Here is a 19658-nt window from a genome sequence, read left to right as displayed (position 1 = left end):
ATACCTATTCAATACCTTTTGTCTACAATTTTAAAATTCCGCGCGAAAAATGTCGATCAGAAAGGCCAATCAGTCAAAAATACCGCAAAAAGGTATGGTAATTTCATTAGAGGTATTATATAGGTGCTACATGATTGATTCATCACACACCTTGATTATCGCTGTTGATGGGGGCGGCACCGGGTGCCGCGCAGCCATCGGCACAATGGTAAGCGGGGTGCTTGCCCGCGCAGAAGGCGGTCGTGCGAACATGGCCACCGATCCAGAGCGCGCGATCAAGAATGTGATCGCTACTGTGGAAGATGCCGCCCTTGGCGGCGGCTTCTCTTTGGGGCGATTGACCAACGCCGCCGCGCATCTGGGGCTGGCTGGGGTGATGAATGAACGGGATGCCAGCAGAATTGCTGCCGCGTTTCCGTATCGACATACAGCTGTGACCGATGACCGCCCGACGGCCCTGAACGGCGCGCTTGGCGGGAAAGACGGTTTCTTGCTTTCTGTTGGCACAGGAACAATTGCCGCGGCGCGCACGGATGGCGTTTTCCGGAGCGTCGGTGGCTGGGGCTTTCACGTCGGCGATCAGGCATCTGGTTCGTGGATCGGACGGGAAGGTTTGCGGAACGTTTTGCTTTGCCACGACGGTTTTTTCGCACACAGCTACCTCACGCGCGCGTTGCTTGCAAAGTTCAACGACGATCCCAATGAGATCGTGGCGTTCAGCATGTCAGCTAAGCCAGGAGACTACGGCGCGTTCGCGCCGGACGTTGTTGAAAGCGCACGCGCGAATGACCCTGTGGGCCAAAAAATCATTCGGGCAGGCGCCGATCACTTGCAGCAATGCCTGACCGCTTTGCGTTTCAAGGCAGGAGACGCGCTGTGTTTGACCGGTGGCGTTGGCCCCCATTACGCTTGTTTTCTCCCCCCCGAAACGACATCAGGTTTGTGCGAACGTAGGGGCGATGCCTTGGATGGCGCTTTCAACTTCGCCTTAACCCAACTTGGAAAAAGCACAGAGGTCCGTACATGAATATCGCAGATTTTCTGGCACCAGAAAAGTGGCTCCAACCAGACGGCGGGCCGCGTTACATGCAGATGCGCAAGCGATTTACTGATGGCGTTGATCAGGGCCTATTGAATTCTGGCGACCCGTTGCCGCCCGAACGGGAAATCGCCGCGATTACAAACATGTCACGTGTCACCGTCCGCAAGGCGTTTCGAGTGCTCGCAGAAGACGGCATCATCGTGCAAAAACAAGGGTCGGGATCCTTTATTGCGTCAGACACCCCCAAGCTTGAACAATCCCTTTCGCGACTGACCTCCTTTAGCGAGGACATGGCACGTCGCGGAATGACCTCGACAAGTGTTTGGCTCGAGCGTGGGGTCTTTATGCCGTCCCCTGACGAAGTCCTGGCGCTTGCACTGACACCTGATGCATCCGTCTCGCGGATCGCACGGCTCAGAACCGCTGACAACAAACCAATGGCGATCGAGCGCGCATCGCTATCAACCGAGATGTTGCCCAACCCGCTAGAAGTTGAAGCGTCTCTCTATGCGGTATTGGAACACGTCGGGCTGCGGCCCGTACGCGCGTTGCAAAAAATTTCGGCGATCAATCTTGAGGAACGCGACGCCGACCTGCTTGGCGTGCCTGTGGGCACGGCCGGTTTGCGGATCGAGCGGACATCCTATCTCGGCGACGGCCGCGTCGTCGAATTCACCCAATCCATCTACCGCGGGGATGCCTACAATTTTGTAGCCGAGCTCCGCCTCGCCAAAGAGTAGGCCGAAATGATGACCATCGCCCAAACCCAAATGCGCGCCGAAGTGCTGGAAATTCCGGTCGCTGCGGAACGATTGCTTGAAAACGGCGGCGATGCAATCCGTCGCGCCGCCGACGCAGTCCGCGCCCGGGACCCGCAGTTCATGGTAAGCGTCGCGCGCGGATCGTCAGATCATGTCGCAACCTATCTGAAGTATGTATCAGAGCTTCTGTTGGGCACACCGATGGCGTCAATCGGGCCTTCCATCGCCTCGATCTATGGCCGCAAGCTCAGGCTTGAAGGCAGCGTGTGCCTGTCTGTGTCGCAATCTGGAAAAAGCCCCGACATCGTGGAAATGGCCCGAATGGCACGCGCGGGTGGCGCACTGTCCATTGCGATGACAAACCACCCCGACAGCCCACTGGGACAGGTGGCAGATCACACACTCAACTTACATGCCGGGCCGGAAATCAGCGTCGCGGCGACAAAGACCTTTGTGAACTCGGCCATCGCGGGCATCTGGCTTCTGGCTGAATGTGCCGAGGATGAGGCCCTGCGCGCTGCCATTGCGGATTTGCCGTCGAAACTCGAACAGGCCGTTCAGCTTGACTGGCCGGCGGCACGTGCGGCCCTGGGCGGGCGCAATTCGATCTTTTGTTTGGGGCGGGGACCGGCCTATGCGATTTCGAATGAAGCCGCCCTGAAATTCAAGGAAACCTGTCAAATTCACGCAGAATCCTATTCTTCTGCCGAGGTGTTGCATGGACCGGTCTCAATCGTTGACAGCGGTTTTCCGGTGATCGGCCTAGCTGCACAAGACGAAGCCGAAACCGCATTGGCCAGCGTCGCTGATGAAATCGCCGCAAAGGGTGCAGCGGTGTTTGCCACCAGCCGCGAGCTGAGCACCGCAAGTCAGTTGGAGGTTGTTCGAACCGGTCACGCGCTGACCGACCCAATCAGTTTAATCGCCAGTTTCTATTCAATGGTCGAACGGGTCGCGGAATCCCGCGGGATCAATCCAGACGCCCCGCGACATCTGAAAAAAGTGACTGAAACGGTATGAGCACCATTGCGGAGGCCTACATCGGTGCACGCATATACGATGGCGTCGGTTTTCATGGGGATGACGATGCTTTGGTGCTGCATGCCGATGGGGCGCGCAGCATCATCGCGCGTCGAAACCTGCCCGTTGATTGCCCTGTAAAGACCTTGACGGGTGGAATTATCGCGCCGGGCTACGTCGATTTACAGATCAACGGCGGCGGCGGCGTAATGTTCAATGACGATCAATCCGTCGACGCACTGCGTACCATTGCGGCGGCGCATGCCTCCATTGGATCCGCGGTGGTTCTTCCCACCCTGATCACCGATACACCGGAACGCACTAAAGCGGCGATCAACGCCGTTGAAGAGGCCATTGCTGAAAAGGTTCCGGGTGTCGCTGGCATCCATCTTGAAGGGCCGCATCTGTCAGTTGCACGCAAGGGCGCCCATGACCCCAGACTGATCCGACAGATGAGCGATGATGATCTGGCAGCGGTCCTGAGCGCTGCCGAGCGACTGCCAAACGTCATGATGACCGTCGCACCGGAAAACACGACGCTCGCGCAGATCCGCGCGTTGTCTGACGCGGGCGTTATTGTCTCGCTAGGGCATACCGATGCGGATTTTGAAACGTGTATGGCGGCCTTTGAAGCGGGGGCACGTTGTGTGACGCATCTCTTTAATGCGATGAGCCAACTGGGCAACCGTGAACCGGGACTGGTGGGCGCAACCCTAGCACGAGATGACGTGTACGCGGGGTTGATTGCCGATGGTGTGCATGTGCATCCCGCGACAATCCGGCTCGCTCTGGCTGCAGCGCAAAACAACAACAGGATCATGCTTGTCACGGACGCGATGGCGACGGCTGGGTCACAAATCGACGGGTTCGTTCTTAACGGGCGACAGGTGATCAGGAAAGACCAGCGCCTGACCTTGGAGAACGGCACATTGGCCGGTGCTGACCTTGCGATGACGCAAGCAATATCAACTATGGTGGATGCTGTTGGGGAAGACACAGCGCAAGCCATCCGTCGCGCCACAGCGACGCCCCTGTCGCTTCTGAGGGGCTATGACAATGAGAACCCACTTCTTGATCCGGCACTCTCGGTAAATCACCTGCCTGGCGATCTGTCCACAGTCACACGGTTGTGCAAGTAATCCGGGCTTAGTACAAAAATAGAAACTGAATCGTTGCGTCCTAGGGCCGATTTGCTCGTAGCTGCATCCTCTTGGGAAACAGAACACACCGCATGTGCTTTAAACTTTCGATCGCTGAGGTAACTTAGCCTGAATTCCCTGCGATCACGTATTTCTACTGGCTTTGTCACAGTAACTCTTTCAGTTTATGGGGGTTGAAACAACCCAGATTCAAGCGGCAACAATCTCACACCACTCAGCAAGCGCCTTGGCGCGTAAGTGAGGGAGAGTTGGGCGGGAGATCAGATGACGTTGCAAATTGGAATGGTTGTAGACGGCATCATGGATATACAAAAAAATCCGTTGCATCGACCCCGGTGATTTGGACCGACCCATTCTGCGTTGCCGAGTCGGTTGATGTGAAACTTCTGCCCGATTGTTCAGTCGATCGCCTGTAACATGAAGATGTTCCAGGCCAAGCTCCGGAAGCGCCGCAGAATATGAACCCAACTTGTCTGTGACAATCTTTTCCGGAATGTACCCCCGCTTTTTCAGGAGTTTCCGCATAAGTTTAAGGGCTGCACACTTGTTTCGACGAGGTTGGGCCAAGACTTCAAGAACTTCACCTTCGTCGTCAACGGCTCGCCACAAATTTATCCGTTTGCCACCGATGCGAACAAAAACCTTATCAAGATGTCAGGTTCCTGAAGGTTGAACGCAGCGGGATCTGACGTTGGCAGCAATAACCGGGCCGAATTTCAAAACCCATCGACGGATCGTCTCATAACTGACTTCAATCCCACGTTCGGCCAGCATTTCCTCAATGTCTCGAAAACTCAGCGGAAACCGAAAATACTGCCAGACCGCCCGTTGGATTATTGTAGGTGGAAAGCGGTGGCGGGCGTAGGATATCTTGCTCATTCAACCACAACTATCGGTCGCAAAGCCGGTCGTCGAGTCAATGTGTCAATGCCCTAATAACCACCCGAAAGCGTTAGAACTTCGCCTGTCATAAAGCTGCTCACTTGCGCAGATAAAAATAAGGCTGCTCCAACCATTTCGTCGACGTGACCAGCGTGGCCCATCCAGTTTGCCCTGGCCACATAGCTTGCCCAGGCATGCGCGTCCAAAGATTTGCGACCTGCGATACGGTCTGTATCGATTAAGCCTGGGGCGAGCGTGTTTAGGATCACACCGGTTTGCGCATAACCCTGAAACGGCGTAATTCTCTGCACCGTCGCAAGGTTGGGACAGCCTGCGTGACCAGCGCCTCTCGAATCTACAGGAATTGGGCATTCTGCCTGCTGACGTGGTTCCGTTCCCGCGTCTGCCATCATTCGACGCCTGGTCTGAGCTGCCTCCAGAAGAACGCGCAGTCGCAGCGCGAGACATGGAGGTGTACGCAGCCATAGTCGACTATAACCAAACACCCGCTGAAGCGCGTCGAGCGCTCGAGCAATTTGAGGGCTCCGCGCACGACGCGCTTGCCCAAAACGAAACCGACGATTATGAAATCAAAACCCGCAAACTCTCGTTATGAATGAGGGAGCCTCGGGAGGCAGCTCATAGGCGATGCCTTTCGCTTAGGTTTGGCTCCTACGCGCGCTTGTTGAAAACCAAAACACAGAACAACCTGCCAGCGCCATCAGGACAAGGGCAACGGGGTAGTTCGTGATGCGGGTCCAGTCACCATTCATCAGGGCGAGACTTTGTGACAGCGACATCTCGAACCGTGGCCCAAGGAAGAACGCGATGATGAAGATAACGACGGAGTAACCAAAGCTTGTCATCAGGTATCCGAGGCCCGCGAAAATCAACATGATTGCGACCCCGAAGATGCCACCTGTGGCCATGGACACGCCAACGATGCAAAGCAGTAAGGCGGACGAAAAGATGATCGATTCCGGTGCTGACACGACCTTGATCCAAAAGCGCAAGCCAAGTTGACCGATCCAAAGGTTCATCAAGTTGGCCATGATCATCGCGCCAAACAGCCCATAAATCAGCCGTCCTTGGTTTTCGAACAACAACGGCCCCGGTTGCACGCCGTGGATCATCAAAGCGCTGATGATCAGCGCCGCCCCAACGCTTCCTGGAATACCAAGCGTTAGCAGCGGGATCAGGTTGGCCCCCACAACAGCCGAGTTCGCGGATTCCGCCGCTGCGATGCCGTGCAGATTGCCTTTGCCAAAGGTTTCGGGTTCCTTAGAGGCGCCCTTTGCCGATGCGTAAGACATGAACGCCGCTGCCGTTGATCCGATACCCGGCAGCGCACCAAGGATCGTTCCGATCACCGCGCCTCGCGCCATGGTATAACGACAGCTCCAATATTCCGCCCAAGTGACACGTCTGTCATCGGGGTTTCCTGTGTCGATCACTTCCACAGCGCTTTGCATTTTGCCCGTGATTTGCGACAGACGGCGCAGGATTTCGGAAATCGCAAGCATTCCAATGGCGACAGATGCCAAGGGCAACCCGTCGTAGTTCTGCCAATACCCGAACAACAAGCGCGGTGTGTTGTTCTCCGGATCGGCACCAACCATGGAACACAGCAAACCGAAGGCCGCCGCGATGACGCCCTTCATCAGCGAATTTCCGATCAAGCCGGACAGGATCGCAAAGGCGAAAATCATCAACCCAAAGACTTCGACCGGCCCCATGCGTAGCGCCAGAATGGCCAGGGGCGCGGAGACGGTGATCAAAACGATATCGCTGAATGTATCGCCCGTGACTGAAGAAAAGAGCGCCATTTTGGTGGCTTTCAGCGGCTTGCCTTGCCGCGCCAAAGGATAGCCGTCCATAGCCGTCGCTGCGGCATCAGGTGTGCCGGGCGTGTTCATTAGAACGGCAGGCACCGCCCCGCCCACAAGCCCGCCTTTGCTAACCCCCACAAGGAACGCAATAGCAGGCAATGTATCGAGCCCGAACGTAAACGGAATTGCAATTGCCATCGCCATGACGGGCCCAATACCGGGGACCGCACCGACGAATTGCCCGACGACGACACCGAACAAGACAAATGCCAGGTTCCACAAAGTGAAAACGTCACCGAAACCCGCGAGTATGGTTGAGAATTCGACCATCAGGGAAGCGACCTCTCAAGAATGACGGCGACAAGAAACCAGATCGCGGCAGGCAGAAGGACGACGCTTGTCACGATCCAGACTGGGCGGCGCTCTCCGATGAGGCCCATCAACACAAGTGCTATTGCGGGTCCAGCGTAGACAAATCCAACATATGACATCGCCCACAGACCAAGGCAGAGTAGGGCGAAGAAGAACCCCGCCCGCATGAATTCCGTTGGGGAATGGATGTCTTGAACTGTGGGCTTCACGACCAATACGCCACCACACAAAGCCATAATAAGTGCAGACGCGTTTGGAATGGTGGTTGGCAAAATCCACCCGCCTTCCATATCGCTAACGTTGTTGGGGATAACTGCGAGATACAGGACGATCCCGAATACCAAGAAGAATCCGCCAGTGATGCGGTCGGCGTTTTGCATGTTGTCCCCCTTATGGAAGGCCTGGCGATGTGATCACCGGCAGGCCTCTTGGTTTATTTGGAGAAAAGGACACCGACGTTGGCAAGTCCGTCGACCATCATCTGTTTGGTGCCGTCACCGCCAAGGTTCATGGTTTCCGTCGTGGCAGCGTTGCGCACGATTTCCATCACTTCCTCGGACTCGATTGCGTTTGCCAAAGCAGTGCGGAGTGCCTCCAGTGCGACAGGGTCCGTGCCAGCGGTTGTTGCGAAATAGAAGATCGGATCAACGTAGGCGTCAAACCCGCTTTCGCGGAACGTTGGCGTATCGGGCGCATAGGTATGGCGCGCGTCGTTTGCGCTTGCGATCATCTTGAATTCGCCGCTTTCAAGGTATTGCACGTGCGTTCCCGCCGAGAAGCCGGCGAGGATCTGCCCGCCCAGCAACAACCGGTGAGTTTCAGCTTCGCCTTCGGTTGTGACGAACCGGAAAGCAGCCCCCGCGTCGCGGTTCACAACTTCCATAAGCAGTTTTTGCGGCGGCGCACCAAAGCCGATGGCCAACCCGTCATTTTCCAACGAATAGGCAACCATTTCTTCGATGGTATCAAAGGGCGCATCTGCGCGAGCGATCAGGGCGAGCTGGGCGCGGGCCACTGTTCCGATGTAGTCGAAACTATCCAGATCAAACGGCAGTTCATCGCCGCGGCGGTTCAAGTTGATCAGAATGGGCATGTTCACACCCATCCCAATGATGTTGCCGTTCGCAGGGCGCTGCGAAATACCTGTGAACATCGCCACACCGCCGCCACCTGTGCGGTTCTCGGCAATGATGTTCCAGCCGGTCTGATCTTTCATCACGTCGGCAATTACGCGGCCCATGGCATCCGTCGAACCGCCCGCACCAAAGCCGATTTCAAGCGTTAGGGTGCCACTTGGTTCCCAGTCTTGCGCCTGTGCGGCACCCGACAGTGCTATGACAAGACCCGATAGGGCCCCAGCGATTTTTGTTTTTAGTTTCATGTTTTTACCTCCCGATAAACATATGATTTTGTCAGTTTCGAAAGTCTGAAACTGTTTTGACTTCTTATGGTTGGAATTACCCTTCCTGTGCCGCTTCGATGCGGGCGCACATGTCAAGAAACTGCACCCGTTCGGCTTCCGATAAAGCATTGTCGATCTGCTTGGCCAAAGCCGACATTGCGGGCAAATGCCGCGCGCGACAGGCTCGCCCTTGATCCGTGATCGAAAACGCGCGCGCGCGCCCGTCCGTCGGACTTGGGTGCGATGCGATAAATCCACGTGCATCCAAATCCTTGAGGACGCGACTGACCTGAGCTTGTTCCGTGCTAACGAAATTTACAATCTCACGTTGATTGGCCGATTTCACGAGGGTCAGCCCCATTAGAATTCGCCAGGCAACCAGTCCCAACGCGTCCGGCTGGTTATTCACAGTGTGGCTGATTTTGGCTTTCAAGCTGCGTGCGACGCGAAATAATGCGACCGCCAGGACGCTGACGCCTTCCGGCGTCGCTGCCAAATCCATGTTTTGTAACAAGCGCGTTGAAGCCGACATTCCGTCCCCCTGACCTAAAGTTAAGTACATTTGGGGGGAGTGCGCAACAATTTTCATGACAAATCATATAAAATGGTTTCAAATGGGGAAGCCGTGGTTTTCTTTTCGGCACGGCAAAGATACGCCTTGAGGCATGCTTTTCACATCAAACAAGGTGGGTGGATTTATGACTGACACGCCAAACGTTCTTTGGATTATGGCAGATCAGCTCCGGTTCGATTACCTGAGCTGTTACGGCCACCCGCACCTACAAACGCCGCATATTGATGCGCTGGCCAAGCGCGGCGTGCGCTTTACCAACGCCTATGTTCAGTCGCCTGTTTGTGGTCCGTCGCGTATGTCTGCCTATACGGGCCGCTATGTGCGCAGCCATGGATCAACGTGGAACGGAATGCCCCTGCGCGTCGGTGAACCCACGCTGGGGGATCACTTGCGCGAGGTCGGCGTGCGTGCCGCACTCGTCGGCAAAACCCATATGACCGCCGATATTGAAGGCATGGCATGGCTTGGCGTTGACCCGAAAAGCGCGATCGGCGTGCGGGTGTCGGAATGCGGGTTCGATCCCTATGAGCGCGACGATGGGCTTCACCCGGACAGTGTGCGGCAACGGTGGTCGGCTTACGATGACTACCTCGTCGAACTCGGCTTTTCATCCGATAACCCGTGGGCAGACTTCGCCAATTCCGGCGTGGATGAGAACGGCGATTTGATGTCTGCGTGGCTGCTCAAGAATTCGCGGCTGGCGGCGAACGTGCCGGAAGAGCATTCAGAAACCGCGTATATGACCGACCGCGCAATGGCCTTTATGGAAGACGCCATGGCGGAGGGTCAGCCTTGGCTATGCCACCTCAGCTACATCAAGCCGCATTGGCCTTACATTGTCCCGGCACCTTATCACGACATGTATGGAGCGGAGCACATCGTGGATCCGATCCGATCCGCTCGTGAACAGGACAACGCGCACCCGTTGTTGGCCGCCTATCAGAAATCGCGCGTCAGCAAATGTTTTGCCCGCGATGAGGTCCGAGACCACGTCATCCCCGCCTATATGGGGTTGATCAAACAGCTTGATGACAATCTGGGCCGTTTGTTCGCCTGGATGGATGAAAAGGGGCTAAGCGAAAACACAGTCATCGCCTTTTGTTCCGATCACGGGGACTACATGGGCGATCACTGGATGGGCGACAAAGACTTCTATCACGAACCCGCCGTCAAAGTGCCCCTGATTATCGCGGACCCGTGCGACGCGGCACATGCGACCCATGGGACCGTCTCAGATGCGCTGGTCGAAATGATCGACCTTGCGCCAACGTTCATGACGGCCCTTGGTTGCCCCCCTAGACCCCATGTCGTCGAAGGGCGCGATCTGACACCGATCTTGCATGGAACGAAAGGGTTCTCACGCCACTATGTGATCAGTGAGCACGACTATTCTAGCCTTGAAATGGCCGAGACCCTGAGCGTGGATCAAGAAGATGCCCGCACCATCATGATCTATGACGGCCGTTGGAAATACATCCGGTGCGAAGGCTTCCAACCTATCCTTTTTGACCTCGAATGCGATGCCGACGAACTTCACGATCTCGGCGGTTCCAGCGCCCCTGAACCCACCGCCGTTCGCACCCGAATGGAAGAAGCGCTCCTCAGGTGGGCCACGCAGCACCACACGCGCGTGACTGCAACACCGCAGGTCTTGGACCGCATGAACAAGGCGTCTGTCTCGGGCATCCTGATCGGGTATTGGGATGCGGTTGAGTATGAAGCCGACACCGGCATTCCGTTCGAAAGCCTCACCCCAGTTGGACGACCAAACCCCTAAGGGCGCCTGTTTGGTGAACCTGCAGGTCTATCCAGGCCAAGAAAGGGCAATGTCAGAGGAAACCTGGTTGTGAAGGGTAGGGTGGTTTCGTAGCTTCGCTTGATGACAAAACTCTCTCCTTTTCGCTATTTCAAAACCAGTCCGGAAGTCATCCGTTTGGCGGTGATGCTTTACGTCCGATTTCCACTCTCGCTACGAAATGTAGAAGATCTTCTGCATAAGCGGGGCATTGATGTAAGTCACGAAACTGTGCGGTTTTGGTGGAACAGATTTGGCCCAATGTTTGCCGCAGAAATTCGCAGGAAGCGTGTTACTCGGATGCGGTGTTACTCGAAATGGCGGTGGCACCTCGACGAGATTTTCGTGAAGATCAACGATGAACAGCATTACCTTTGGCGAGCTGTAGGGGATTGTTCAAATGACATTTAGGACGAGCTTTGCAAAACACGAATTTATGTACCCGGGCTCTGTGCCATCGCGGGCTATTCGCCACATTGGCTGCATTAGCCGGAAAAAAGCGCTTTGCTGAGCTTTTTCGCGGCTGTTTGTAACAAGTCAACTTGAGAGACCAAAAGATCTATGGACAATCTTTGGGTTGGGCCGTGCATTGCAATCGCAGCTACAAACCGTCCATTTGCATCTGTGACCGGTACGGCCAAGGCAATCATACCGTCGAGGAACTCTTCTCGGTCCAATGAGAACTTAAGTTTTCGAACTTCCGCCAATTCATTTAGCAACGTTTCTGCTGAGAGGTGCGTTTGGTCGGTCATTCGTTCGAAGCTTAAGCTCTGAACCAGATTTTGCCTCTGTATCGGTGGCAAGCTGGCAATAAAACACTTGCCGCTGGCTGTGCAATGAAATGGGACGTTGGTTCCGATAGGTAATTGAATGCGAAAGGCCCAATCTGTCTCAACCCTATCAAGATATCGCATGCCATCATCTTCCGGAATCACAAAGTTGACGGTTTCGCCTACTCGACTTGCGAGATCTTTCAGTATTTGGCGTCTGCCTATGTGGTCACGTGAGTTGTGCAGGAGGCCTGACCCGAGTTCGCGTAGCCTCCTGGTAACTTGGTATCGTTTCGAACTCCCGGTCCGTGAGATAAATCCGCTGTCTTCAAGAGTGACGCAAAGGCGATGGACCGTTTGCTTGGGAAGGCCTAGCACTTCGTTTATTTCTGTGGCCGTCAGTGGTTGATCGCTTCTACCCAGAACCTCAAGAATGAGTAGCGTTCTAAGGTTTGTCGGAATTCGATCGGACGACGCCATAACAAAGCCCCTGAAAAATTATTGATGTATTTGCCGCGAATCATAGTAGCGTCATTTTTTGTGAAAAACGAGACCTATAGTCTCAATTTTTGATATTTGAGGGTAAAATGAAGTTTGACTTCATCGTTGTTGGGGCAGGCTCTGCTGGATGTGCGCTTGCCAACCGTCTGTCCGAAAGCGGAAAGTATTCGGTCGCACTGCTTGAGGCCGGGCCGAAAGACAGCAGTCCTTGGATCCATATCCCGGTTGGTTATTTTCGCACGATGGACAATCCGCGTAGTGACTGGCGTTACAAAACACAGGCCGATCCAGGAATTGCAGGTCGCTCAATCCCTTGGCCGCGTGGCAGAGTGTTGGGCGGATCAAGCTCGATAAACGGACTTCTATATGTGCGAGGGCAGCCTGAGGATTATGACGGCTGGGCGCAAATGGGCTGTACAGGTTGGGGGTGGGACGAAGTCCTGCCCTACTTTAAACGCTCAGAAAGCTGGGAAGGTGATGACGCCTCAGGCCTGCGAGGCAAAAGCGGGCCTCTTACCGTCCAGCATTCTCGTTTAAAGCGAAACGTCGTTGATACGTGGATCGATGCCGCTATCGAGGCCGGCTACCGCCGCAATTCAGACTATAACGGCGCGGAGCAGGAAGGCGTCGGGCATTTTCAACTGACAATGAAGGGTGGACGACGGTGTTCCTCGGCGGCGGCCTATCTGGCTCCTTGTCGGGGGCGAAAGAACCTGCACGTCATCACAGACATCCAGACAAAAAAGGTTGTTATCGAAGACGGCCGCGCCGTGGGCGTGCGGGCCAGTCACAAAGGTCAGATGAAAGAGCTTAAAGCGCGAAATGAGGTGATCCTATGTGCGGGCGCAATTGGATCACCGCAGCTTCTAATGCTTTCCGGCATTGGCGATGCTGATGAGCTTAAAACGCATGGAATTGACGTGAAGGTTGATCTGAAGGGTGTGGGAAAAAACCTTCAGGACCATTTGCAGGCAAGGCCAGTGTTCAAAACGGATCTCAGTACGATCAACACCGAGACAAGCAACATCTTCAAGCAGGCAATGATCGGCGTTCAATACTTACTTACCCAACGCGGTCCTATGACCATGGCGGCGAGTCTCGGCACCGGATTTCTTAAAACTAGAGATCACCTTGCCACACCGGATATCCAGTTTCACATTCAACCATGGAGCGCGGACAAACCGGCAGACGGGCCGCACAAGTTCTCGGCCTTTACTGCCTCGGTATTGCAGCTTCGTCCCGAAAGTACGGGGCGCTTGTCTCTGACTTCGGCAAACATGGATGACCACCCCGAAATCCACCCGAACTATCTAGCGACCGAAACTGATTGCAGAACGATTGTGAAGGGCATTCAGATCGCCCGCAAAATTGCGCAAACTGAGCCACTGAAATCGCACATCACCGAAGAGTACGCTCCGGGTGCCGGAGTGGCGATTGACGATGAATACGCGACTCTCGATTGGGCACGTCGCACGTCAGTCACGATCTATCATCCGACCGGTACCTGCAAAATGGGGACCGACCCGATGGCGGTTCTGGATCCTGCATTGCGGGTCAAAGGGGTTCAGGGACTTCGCGTTGCCGATGCATCGATCATGCCGCGGATCGTCAGCGGTAACACCAACGCGCCAGCCATCATGATTGGAGAAAAAGCAAGCGCCCTCGTTCTCGAAGACGCACGTCAATGAGCTTTTCGAAGAAAGTACCCAATTTCATGCCGACCGGATTCAATTGTCCGATTGGCCAACAATCGATCACTGCCAGGTTTATGCCTTCGCCTTTGGCAGCAAAGAAAACGAACCGTGAGGGCAATAAAACTAGGGAGGAACGATAATGTTCAAACTAAAATATGTAGCGGCCGGCGCTGCAGCACTGGTGCTTACGGTATCGACCGCGATGGCAGAGAAAGTTCTGCGCATTCAGTCAGTTCTGCCAAGCACAGCTGACGAGGTCTTTATGCTGAACGAGTTTGGCAAAGACGTAGCCGCGCTGACCAACGGATCGCTTACCATCGAAGTTCTGCCTGCTGGTGCCGTCGTTGGGCCGCGCGACATCATGGATGCGGTTGATGCAGGTCTTGTCGAAGGCGGTTTTGCCTGGACTCACTACTGGGGTGGTAAGCACGTTGCAGCCAACCTCTTTGGCGCACCTGTTGCGGGCGCTGGTGTCGGCATGGACAACATCGCGTTCCTGAGCTGGTTCCAGTACGGTGGTGGTAAGGAGCTTTATGACCGTCTGTGGGTGGAAATGGGTGTGAACGTAAAAGGCTTCATGCTTCAGCCCGTGGGCCCCGAGGCCCTCGGCTGGTTCCCTAAGCCCATCGAGTCCATGGATGACTTCCGCCAGATGCGTTTCCGCGCACCTCCCGGCATGGTTGGCGCAGCTTATGCTGACATCGGCGTTCCAGCCGTTGCGATGGGCGGCGGCGACATCCTGCCGGCACTGGAAAAGGGCACGATCGACGCGGCTGAATGGTGCTGCCCGAAGCCTGACTCTGTCTTTGGCTTCCAGAAAGTACTCAAGCACTACTACCTGCAAGGTTTGCACCAAGTCGTCGTGAACGCCGACATGTATGTAAACCTCGATTTCTATAACGACCTGACGGATCTTGAGAAGAAAGCTCTGGAAGTTGCGGCGAACGCGTCACTGTCCAAGTCGATGTCCTACCGCATCTACGAAAACGGTAAGGCGTTGAAGGATCTGACCGACAATCACGGTGTTATCCTTGAAGACACGCCCGCTGACTACTTCACCGAGTATATGGCGGCTGCAAAGAATGCGCTGCAGGCAGCTGCGGATGAGAACGAGTTCTTCGCAGAAGTGTGGCAATCCCAGAAGGACTTTGCGGACATCGCTGTTCCGTTCTGGGCTGGCGCACAGGCCTCGAACGCAAGTTTGGGCAAAGCCCACGCTGACACGCTGAAGTAAATCCAGCCATTGTGCGGGGCCCAAGCGGCCCCGCGCTTCATTTTCGGCAAGGGCATCGGCCTTTTCCAAAAATGAAGGCCCACAAAGGGTGCTGACAATAGGGAGAACGGGGATGGTCGCTGATGAGGTGAACCCAGATGAGCTCGAGATCGCTGATGAGCTGATCGCGGAACGACGTGCCGAGAAACCCGGTGAAACGCCCGAAGATATGACTGCGTGGCAGCGCCCGATCACAGCAGCGATTGATGTGCTGAACTACCGCGCAGGCCAAATCATCGCGCTTTTGATGGTGCCGTTGATTGCGGTGGTAGTGTTTGAGGTCCTCTCGCGAAATTCATTTTCGATCTTGTCCAATGCGGGGTTCGAAGACCTCGCGCGTTCTCTTGGCCTCGGCCCCACGTTGTGGGTCTATGACACCAGCCGTATGATTGCTGGCGTGTTGTTCATGGCGGCTGCGGGCTATGGCCTGATGCGCGGTGTACATATCCGCGCAGATTTCCTCTACCGCAACTGGACAGACAAGACGCAAGCAACGGTGGATGCGACGCTCTACCTCTTGTTCTTCATACCATCGATGATTTTCTTCACCGTGGTTGCCACCCAGTTCTGGTGGCTTGCGTTTTCGAGAGGCGAAACCATGGCTATCGACAGCGCCTGGGGGCCGGTTTTGTGGCCTGCGCGTTTGGCGATGCCTGTGGGTGGCTTTTTGTTGTTGCTGCAAGGCATTCCCGAGATTTTCCGGGCTTTTCACAAAATGGGAAAAGAGCGCGAGCGTTGGTTTGTGAGGGCTTTACCGATCTACGTGACCGCGCTGATTTGGCTTGTTCTTGCGATCTTCACGCCTGACCTTGTGTTAGGCGGCGAATGGTTCACTGATTTGATGAAGGCCCGGCCTAGCCTGTCCAAACCTACGATTGGCTTGATCATGCTTGGCGCGATGCTTTTCGTGATCTTCATAGGGTTCCCAATCTCGTTCACCCTGATCTTTTTGGCCTTCGTTTTCGGCATCTGGGGGGCCAATTTCAAACTGACCACCCTGTTGATGACCCTGAACACGAACTCCACAATGCTGAACGACCAGTTGATGGCAGTTCCGCTGTTCGTCCTGATGGGGATCGTGATGGAAGCCGCAGGTTTGATGGAGCGCTTGTTCGCTTCTATTCAGATGATCATGGCGCGCGTTCGTGGAGCACTGTTTATTGCGGTGTTGATCGTTTCGACGATCTTTGCCGCGGCAACTGGGATTGTGGGCGCATCCGTGACCCTTCTTGGTATTATGGCTGGCGCAACTATGAGTCGGTCTGGCTACAACGTGCAGTTGGCGGCGGGAACGATCACCGCAGGCGGCACATTGGGCATTCTGATCCCGCCTTCGATCATGTTGATCGTAATGGGGCCCGTCCTGGAAGTTTCCACGCTGGACCTATTTCGGGGGGCTTTCATTCCCGGTGCGCTCCTCGCGACACTCTATTTGCTCTACACCCTTGGGCGGTGCTGGCTAAACCCAGATTTGGGGCCGATCCTAGCAGAAGAGGACCAGCCAGATACATCGAATTTCTACGGGGCTGAAGTCGCCTTGGTCTGCCTGGGTGTCCTGACGGTTTGCCGCGTGTTTGGCCTGAGTATGGGCGGGGCCTTTGGCAGCGTGATTCCATTTGGTGGCCTGATCGTCTTGGCCATTACATTAGCTGTAGCTTATCTGGCTTATCGGAAACTTAATGTTCTTCGTATCGCCCTGCCCGTAGCGGTGCTGTTCCATGTTTACATGATTTTCGCAAATACTGGAGGCGGTAGCGGGTTGCCAATCTGGTCGACTGTAATGGCAGCATTCATCGCACTCTTGGCTTTCTTGGCGCGTCCGATTTACCACTCAGAAGCCGAAGGTGGCTTTTATTTCTCGGACCTGTGGGACGAGTTCTTCGCCGGGCTGATGCCTCCCACGATCCTGATTTCCTTTGCCTTGGGGTCAATCCTGCTCGGCCTTGCAACGCCTGCAGAAGCCGCAGCAATGGGGGCGTTTGGTGCGATCCTGCTCTCAATCGGATATCGCAAGTTCACCATCCCAAGCTTTTTTGACAGCCTGATCAAGGCCTTGGAAATCACAGTTCTGATCATGTTTCTCGTGGCTGCGTCGAACTTTTTTGGTGCGGAATTCAGTGCACTTGGAACGCCCAAGATGATGACCGAGCTGCTTTTGGGACTAGATATGTCGCCATACTTGATTTTGATTATCGTGATGGCGCTAATCTTCCTGCTTGGATGGCCGCTGGAATGGGTTCCGATCGTGCTGATTGTTGTTCCAATCCTTCTTCCAACCGTGGAAGCCTTGGATGTGTATGGGCTGGAGCGCTACGACCTCATGGTCTGGTTCGGCATCCTGGTCGCGGTGAACCTACAAACTGCATGGTTGTCGCCACCCGTCGCACTGTCGGCCTACTTTCTCAAAGGCGTCGTGCCCAACTGGGATCTCAAAGATATCTACCTTGGCATGATGCAGTTCATGCTGGTCCAACTGCTGGGCCTGATCCTTCTGTTCCTCTTCCCTCAGCTGGTGCTTTGGCTACCGGCCGTAATGTCAGGAAACTAGACCATGAGCACACAACGTAGTTCTCTTTCCTACCTGAAATGGCCTTTGATAACGACGGCCCTTGGACTCGGCCTGACTGGCTGGCTGGGCTGGGCAACCAAGGGCGATTTGGCAGGCGTTTTGTCTTTCCTCATGGTCGGAACAGTGCTGGCCGCGCTTGAAATTGCGCTGTCCTTCGACAACGCGATCGTCAATGCCAACAAGCTGGAAGAGATGACCCCGGTCTGGCGGAAACGCTTCCTAACTTGGGGGATTCTCATCGCGGTTTTCGGGATGAGGATCATCTTCCCGCTTGCCATTGTTGCCGTTTTTGCGTGGATCAACCCGTTCGCGGCAATGCACTTGGCCCTTTCAGATCCAGACGAGTATTCGCGAATTATCGGTCACGCTCATGGTCCGATCTCGGCCTTCGGCGGAACTTTCCTCATGATGGTTGCTCTGAAGTTCTTCATCGACGAAGACAAATCGGTTGACTGGATTGAAGTGCTCGAGAAACGGTTGCGCCTTTGGGGGTCAATCCGCGGCTTCGAGATTGCGCTGGTGCTTGTGATAGTGTTGCTGATCTCACGGTCATTGCCTAGACACGAAGTAGCGCCGTTCTTGACCGCGGCCGTCATGGGACTCCTCGTGTTTACAATGATTGATGGTCTTGGGACCTATCTGGACAACATGGCTGGCTCGACCGCCGCAATCGGTGCCAAGGGCGGGTTGGGGGCGTTTTTGTATCTCGAAGTGCTTGATGCCAGCTTTTCGTTTGATGGGGTGATCGGTGCATTTGCACTGACGACCAATATCCTGCTCATCGCCATCGGTTTGGGCATTGGCGCGATGTATGTGCGCTCGATGACGATAATGCTGGTCGAACGCGGGACTTTGGCAGAGTTTTGCTATTTGGAACACGGCGCATTCTATTCGATTTTTGCTCTGTCCATCGTGATGTTCCTGCAATCCCTTGTGCACGTGCACGAGCTGATAACAGGCGGAATTGGCATGGCACTGATTGCCTTGGCTTTCTACGCTTCCATTTCTCACAACAAGCGTGAAGCATAGTTCCTAGCAAGCTAACAGGGCCATCCAGATATAACTCGTGAATAACCTTGCCACCATTGTCGTAGATGCCGTTGGTTATGCGTCGACGCGCGCCTTGGCGCCAGCAGCCGCCACGCCGGGCAGGGTGATCGCGCATGTAGGATTGGGGGACGACGCTGATGGCCTTGATGTCCGCCGCATGACGCTTCAGGAGATCACCTTCATCGGGGCCCATACCTTCACTGCGCAAGACTGTCGAAACACGGCAAATGCCCTGTTTGAAAGCCGCCCAGGTCCTCTCGACTGGATCGAAGAGCGCGCATTGTCAGATGGAGTGCAGGCATTCCGCGATCTGCACAACGGCACGGTCGCTGCACCGAAAATCATACTCGACCCGTGGTCTTAACCGAACAACCCAAAAAGGAATTCAACTATGTATGACAAGATACTCGTTCCCATGGCCCTTGATCATGGGATTTCCCAGCACACGCTGGAAATCGCACGGGCATTGCGCGCGCGCGGTGGTCAGATCACCGCTTTGCATGTTTACGAAGTGCCTATGGGATCGGTCAGCACCTATATCGGTGAAGACACCGTGCGCCGGGGCTATGAGCGCGCCAGCGAGATCCTTAAGGAAAAGGTGGCGGGGCTTGATGACGTCAACGCGCAGATCACGCGTGGGCAGGCCCACCGGGCAATCATCGAATACGCAGTCACCCATGATTTCGACTGTATCGTGATCGGATCACACAAACCCGGTCTCACAGACTACCTGATCGGGTCGACCGCTGCACGCGTGGTGCGTCACGCTCCTTGTGCCGTGCACGTACACCGTGACACATAATAGCCTTAACAAAGGAACACCCTACCATGAACATCGACAAGAAGATCGCTGATGATCTTGTTGCCAATGATGTCTCTTTTGTAACAACCGCGCCCTGCAAGCAGCTGGCCGAATGGCGGTGTCAGAGGAAACTCGGATGTGAAGGGCAGGGCGGCTTTGTAG

Annotated in this window: 16 protein-coding genes and 5 pseudogenes; 13 read left to right on the top strand and 8 right to left on the bottom strand. The window is 55.1% G+C overall.

Translation table 11 applies throughout. The features are described 5' to 3' along the window. Positions 1-130: 130 nt before the first annotated feature. Genes ABJI08_RS02430 through nagA form a run of 4 tightly spaced genes read left to right on the top strand, consistent with a single transcriptional unit; the run spans position 131 to position 3962 of the window. Entirely contained in the window at positions 131-1027 is an 897-nt protein-coding gene (locus ABJI08_RS02430; RefSeq protein ID WP_348400231.1) for a BadF/BadG/BcrA/BcrD ATPase family protein, read from the top strand. After that, positions 1024-1782: a GntR family transcriptional regulator gene (locus ABJI08_RS02425; protein WP_348400230.1), complete on the top strand. Its 759-nt coding sequence runs from the start codon at positions 1024-1026 to the stop codon at positions 1780-1782. The genes ABJI08_RS02430 and ABJI08_RS02425 overlap by 4 nt, the downstream gene beginning before the upstream one ends. A gap of 9 nt (positions 1783-1791) precedes the next feature. Beyond that, positions 1792-2823, top strand: coding sequence for an SIS domain-containing protein (locus ABJI08_RS02420; RefSeq protein ID WP_348400229.1), 1032 nt, complete (start codon positions 1792-1794; stop codon positions 2821-2823). Next, positions 2820-3962, top strand: coding sequence for an N-acetylglucosamine-6-phosphate deacetylase (nagA, locus tag ABJI08_RS02415; protein WP_348400228.1), 1143 nt, complete (start codon positions 2820-2822; stop codon positions 3960-3962). The genes ABJI08_RS02420 and nagA overlap by 4 nt, the downstream gene beginning before the upstream one ends. Before the next feature lie 210 nt (positions 3963-4172). Here the strand turns inward: nagA and ABJI08_RS02410 are convergent. From ABJI08_RS02410 to ABJI08_RS02385, 6 genes and pseudogenes are all read right to left on the bottom strand, one after another. Continuing rightward, a pseudogene (locus ABJI08_RS02410) lies at positions 4173-4862 on the bottom strand (IS6 family transposase). 53 nt (positions 4863-4915) lie between these two features. After that, a complete protein-coding gene (locus ABJI08_RS02405) occupies positions 4916-5275 on the bottom strand; it encodes an SDR family oxidoreductase (RefSeq protein WP_348400227.1) in 360 nt (119 codons plus the stop codon). A 249-nt stretch (positions 5276-5524) separates the two neighbouring features. Beyond that, the gene (locus tag ABJI08_RS02400) at positions 5525-7024 is read right to left on the bottom strand and encodes a tripartite tricarboxylate transporter permease (RefSeq protein WP_348400226.1); all 1500 of its coding nucleotides are present in this window, start codon (positions 7022-7024) and stop codon (positions 5525-5527) included. Further along, on the bottom strand, positions 7024-7446 hold the full coding sequence (locus tag ABJI08_RS02395; protein ID WP_348400225.1) for a tripartite tricarboxylate transporter TctB family protein: 423 nt from the start codon (positions 7444-7446) through the stop codon (positions 7024-7026). The genes ABJI08_RS02400 and ABJI08_RS02395 overlap by 1 nt, the downstream gene beginning before the upstream one ends. Positions 7447-7499: 53 nt before the next feature. Next, on the bottom strand, positions 7500-8447 hold the full coding sequence (locus tag ABJI08_RS02390) for a tripartite tricarboxylate transporter substrate binding protein (RefSeq protein ID WP_348400224.1): 948 nt from the start codon (positions 8445-8447) through the stop codon (positions 7500-7502). A gap of 76 nt (positions 8448-8523) precedes the next feature. Next, on the bottom strand, positions 8524-9000 hold the full coding sequence (locus ABJI08_RS02385) for a MarR family winged helix-turn-helix transcriptional regulator (protein ID WP_348400223.1): 477 nt from the start codon (positions 8998-9000) through the stop codon (positions 8524-8526). A 166-nt stretch (positions 9001-9166) separates the two neighbouring features. Between ABJI08_RS02385 and ABJI08_RS02380 the strand changes: the two genes are divergently transcribed. Then, positions 9167-10819, top strand: coding sequence for a sulfatase-like hydrolase/transferase (locus ABJI08_RS02380; RefSeq protein WP_348400222.1), 1653 nt, complete (start codon positions 9167-9169; stop codon positions 10817-10819). Between the two features lie 102 nt (positions 10820-10921). Then, positions 10922-11224 (top strand): annotated as a pseudogene (locus ABJI08_RS02375) (DDE-type integrase/transposase/recombinase); the annotation flags it as partial. Between the two features lie 98 nt (positions 11225-11322). Here ABJI08_RS02375 and ABJI08_RS02370 read toward each other — a convergent pair. Both ABJI08_RS02370 and ABJI08_RS02365 read right to left on the bottom strand, forming a co-directional pair. Beyond that, positions 11323-11751 (bottom strand): IclR family transcriptional regulator C-terminal domain-containing protein, encoded by a 429-nt coding sequence (locus ABJI08_RS02370; protein ID WP_348400529.1) that lies wholly within the window; start codon positions 11749-11751, stop codon positions 11323-11325. A 165-nt stretch (positions 11752-11916) separates the two neighbouring features. Then, positions 11917-12087: pseudogene (locus ABJI08_RS02365) on the bottom strand (helix-turn-helix domain-containing protein); the annotation flags it as partial. A 107-nt stretch (positions 12088-12194) separates the two neighbouring features. On the opposite strand from ABJI08_RS02365, the gene ABJI08_RS02360 reads away from it, so the two are divergent. The 7 genes and pseudogenes from ABJI08_RS02360 to ABJI08_RS02330 all read left to right on the top strand — a co-directional run. Then, positions 12195-13796 carry a choline dehydrogenase gene (locus ABJI08_RS02360; protein ID WP_348400221.1) on the top strand — a complete coding sequence of 534 codons (1602 nt, stop codon included), beginning with the start codon at positions 12195-12197 and terminating at the stop codon, positions 13794-13796. Positions 13797-13941: 145 nt separating this feature from the next. After that, on the top strand, positions 13942-15036 hold the full coding sequence (locus ABJI08_RS02355) for a TRAP transporter substrate-binding protein (RefSeq protein WP_348400220.1): 1095 nt from the start codon (positions 13942-13944) through the stop codon (positions 15034-15036). Positions 15037-15148: 112 nt separating this feature from the next. Continuing rightward, a complete protein-coding gene (locus ABJI08_RS02350) occupies positions 15149-17623 on the top strand; it encodes a TRAP transporter large permease subunit (protein WP_348400219.1) in 2475 nt (824 codons plus the stop codon). Between the two features lie 3 nt (positions 17624-17626). After that, positions 17627-18673: a DUF475 domain-containing protein gene (locus ABJI08_RS02345; protein ID WP_348400218.1), complete on the top strand. Its 1047-nt coding sequence runs from the start codon at positions 17627-17629 to the stop codon at positions 18671-18673. 55 nt (positions 18674-18728) lie between these two features. Then, a pseudogene (locus ABJI08_RS02340) lies at positions 18729-19058 on the top strand (galactitol-1-phosphate 5-dehydrogenase); the annotation flags it as partial. 27 nt (positions 19059-19085) lie between these two features. Further along, positions 19086-19496, top strand: coding sequence for a universal stress protein (locus ABJI08_RS02335; RefSeq protein ID WP_348400217.1), 411 nt, complete (start codon positions 19086-19088; stop codon positions 19494-19496). Positions 19497-19522: 26 nt separating this feature from the next. Beyond that, positions 19523-19606: pseudogene (locus ABJI08_RS02330) on the top strand (sulfopyruvate decarboxylase subunit alpha); the annotation flags it as partial. Between the last annotated feature and the right edge of the window lie 52 nt (positions 19607-19658).

This window comes from Shimia sp., from assembly GCF_039969785.1.
GTDB lineage: Bacteria > Pseudomonadota > Alphaproteobacteria > Rhodobacterales > Rhodobacteraceae > Shimia.
Note: the sequence above shows the minus strand (reverse complement) of the source record. Positions and strands in the feature narration are given on the sequence as shown.

Coding starts and splice junctions, on each gene's coding strand:
- ABJI08_RS02380 (WP_348400222.1), top strand. CDS start 9,167: ATGACTGACACGCCAAACGTTCTTTGGATTATGGCAGATCAGCTCCGG.
- ABJI08_RS02350 (WP_348400219.1), top strand. CDS start 15,149: ATGGTCGCTGATGAGGTGAACCCAGATGAGCTCGAGATCGCTGATGAG.
- ABJI08_RS02430 (WP_348400231.1), top strand. CDS start 131: ATGATTGATTCATCACACACCTTGATTATCGCTGTTGATGGGGGCGGC.
- ABJI08_RS02345 (WP_348400218.1), top strand. CDS start 17,627: ATGAGCACACAACGTAGTTCTCTTTCCTACCTGAAATGGCCTTTGATA.
- nagA (WP_348400228.1), top strand. CDS start 2,820: ATGAGCACCATTGCGGAGGCCTACATCGGTGCACGCATATACGATGGC.
- ABJI08_RS02395 (WP_348400225.1), bottom strand. CDS start 7,446: ATGCAAAACGCCGACCGCATCACTGGCGGATTCTTCTTGGTATTCGGG.
- ABJI08_RS02400 (WP_348400226.1), bottom strand. CDS start 7,024: ATGGTCGAATTCTCAACCATACTCGCGGGTTTCGGTGACGTTTTCACT.
- ABJI08_RS02390 (WP_348400224.1), bottom strand. CDS start 8,447: ATGAAACTAAAAACAAAAATCGCTGGGGCCCTATCGGGTCTTGTCATA.
- ABJI08_RS02405 (WP_348400227.1), bottom strand. CDS start 5,275: ATGGCAGACGCGGGAACGGAACCACGTCAGCAGGCAGAATGCCCAATT.
- ABJI08_RS02385 (WP_348400223.1), bottom strand. CDS start 9,000: ATGTCGGCTTCAACGCGCTTGTTACAAAACATGGATTTGGCAGCGACG.
- ABJI08_RS02420 (WP_348400229.1), top strand. CDS start 1,792: ATGACCATCGCCCAAACCCAAATGCGCGCCGAAGTGCTGGAAATTCCG.
- ABJI08_RS02355 (WP_348400220.1), top strand. CDS start 13,942: ATGTTCAAACTAAAATATGTAGCGGCCGGCGCTGCAGCACTGGTGCTT.
- ABJI08_RS02335 (WP_348400217.1), top strand. CDS start 19,086: ATGTATGACAAGATACTCGTTCCCATGGCCCTTGATCATGGGATTTCC.
- ABJI08_RS02425 (WP_348400230.1), top strand. CDS start 1,024: ATGAATATCGCAGATTTTCTGGCACCAGAAAAGTGGCTCCAACCAGAC.
- ABJI08_RS02370 (WP_348400529.1), bottom strand. CDS start 11,751: ATGCGATATCTTGATAGGGTTGAGACAGATTGGGCCTTTCGCATTCAA.
- ABJI08_RS02360 (WP_348400221.1), top strand. CDS start 12,195: ATGAAGTTTGACTTCATCGTTGTTGGGGCAGGCTCTGCTGGATGTGCG.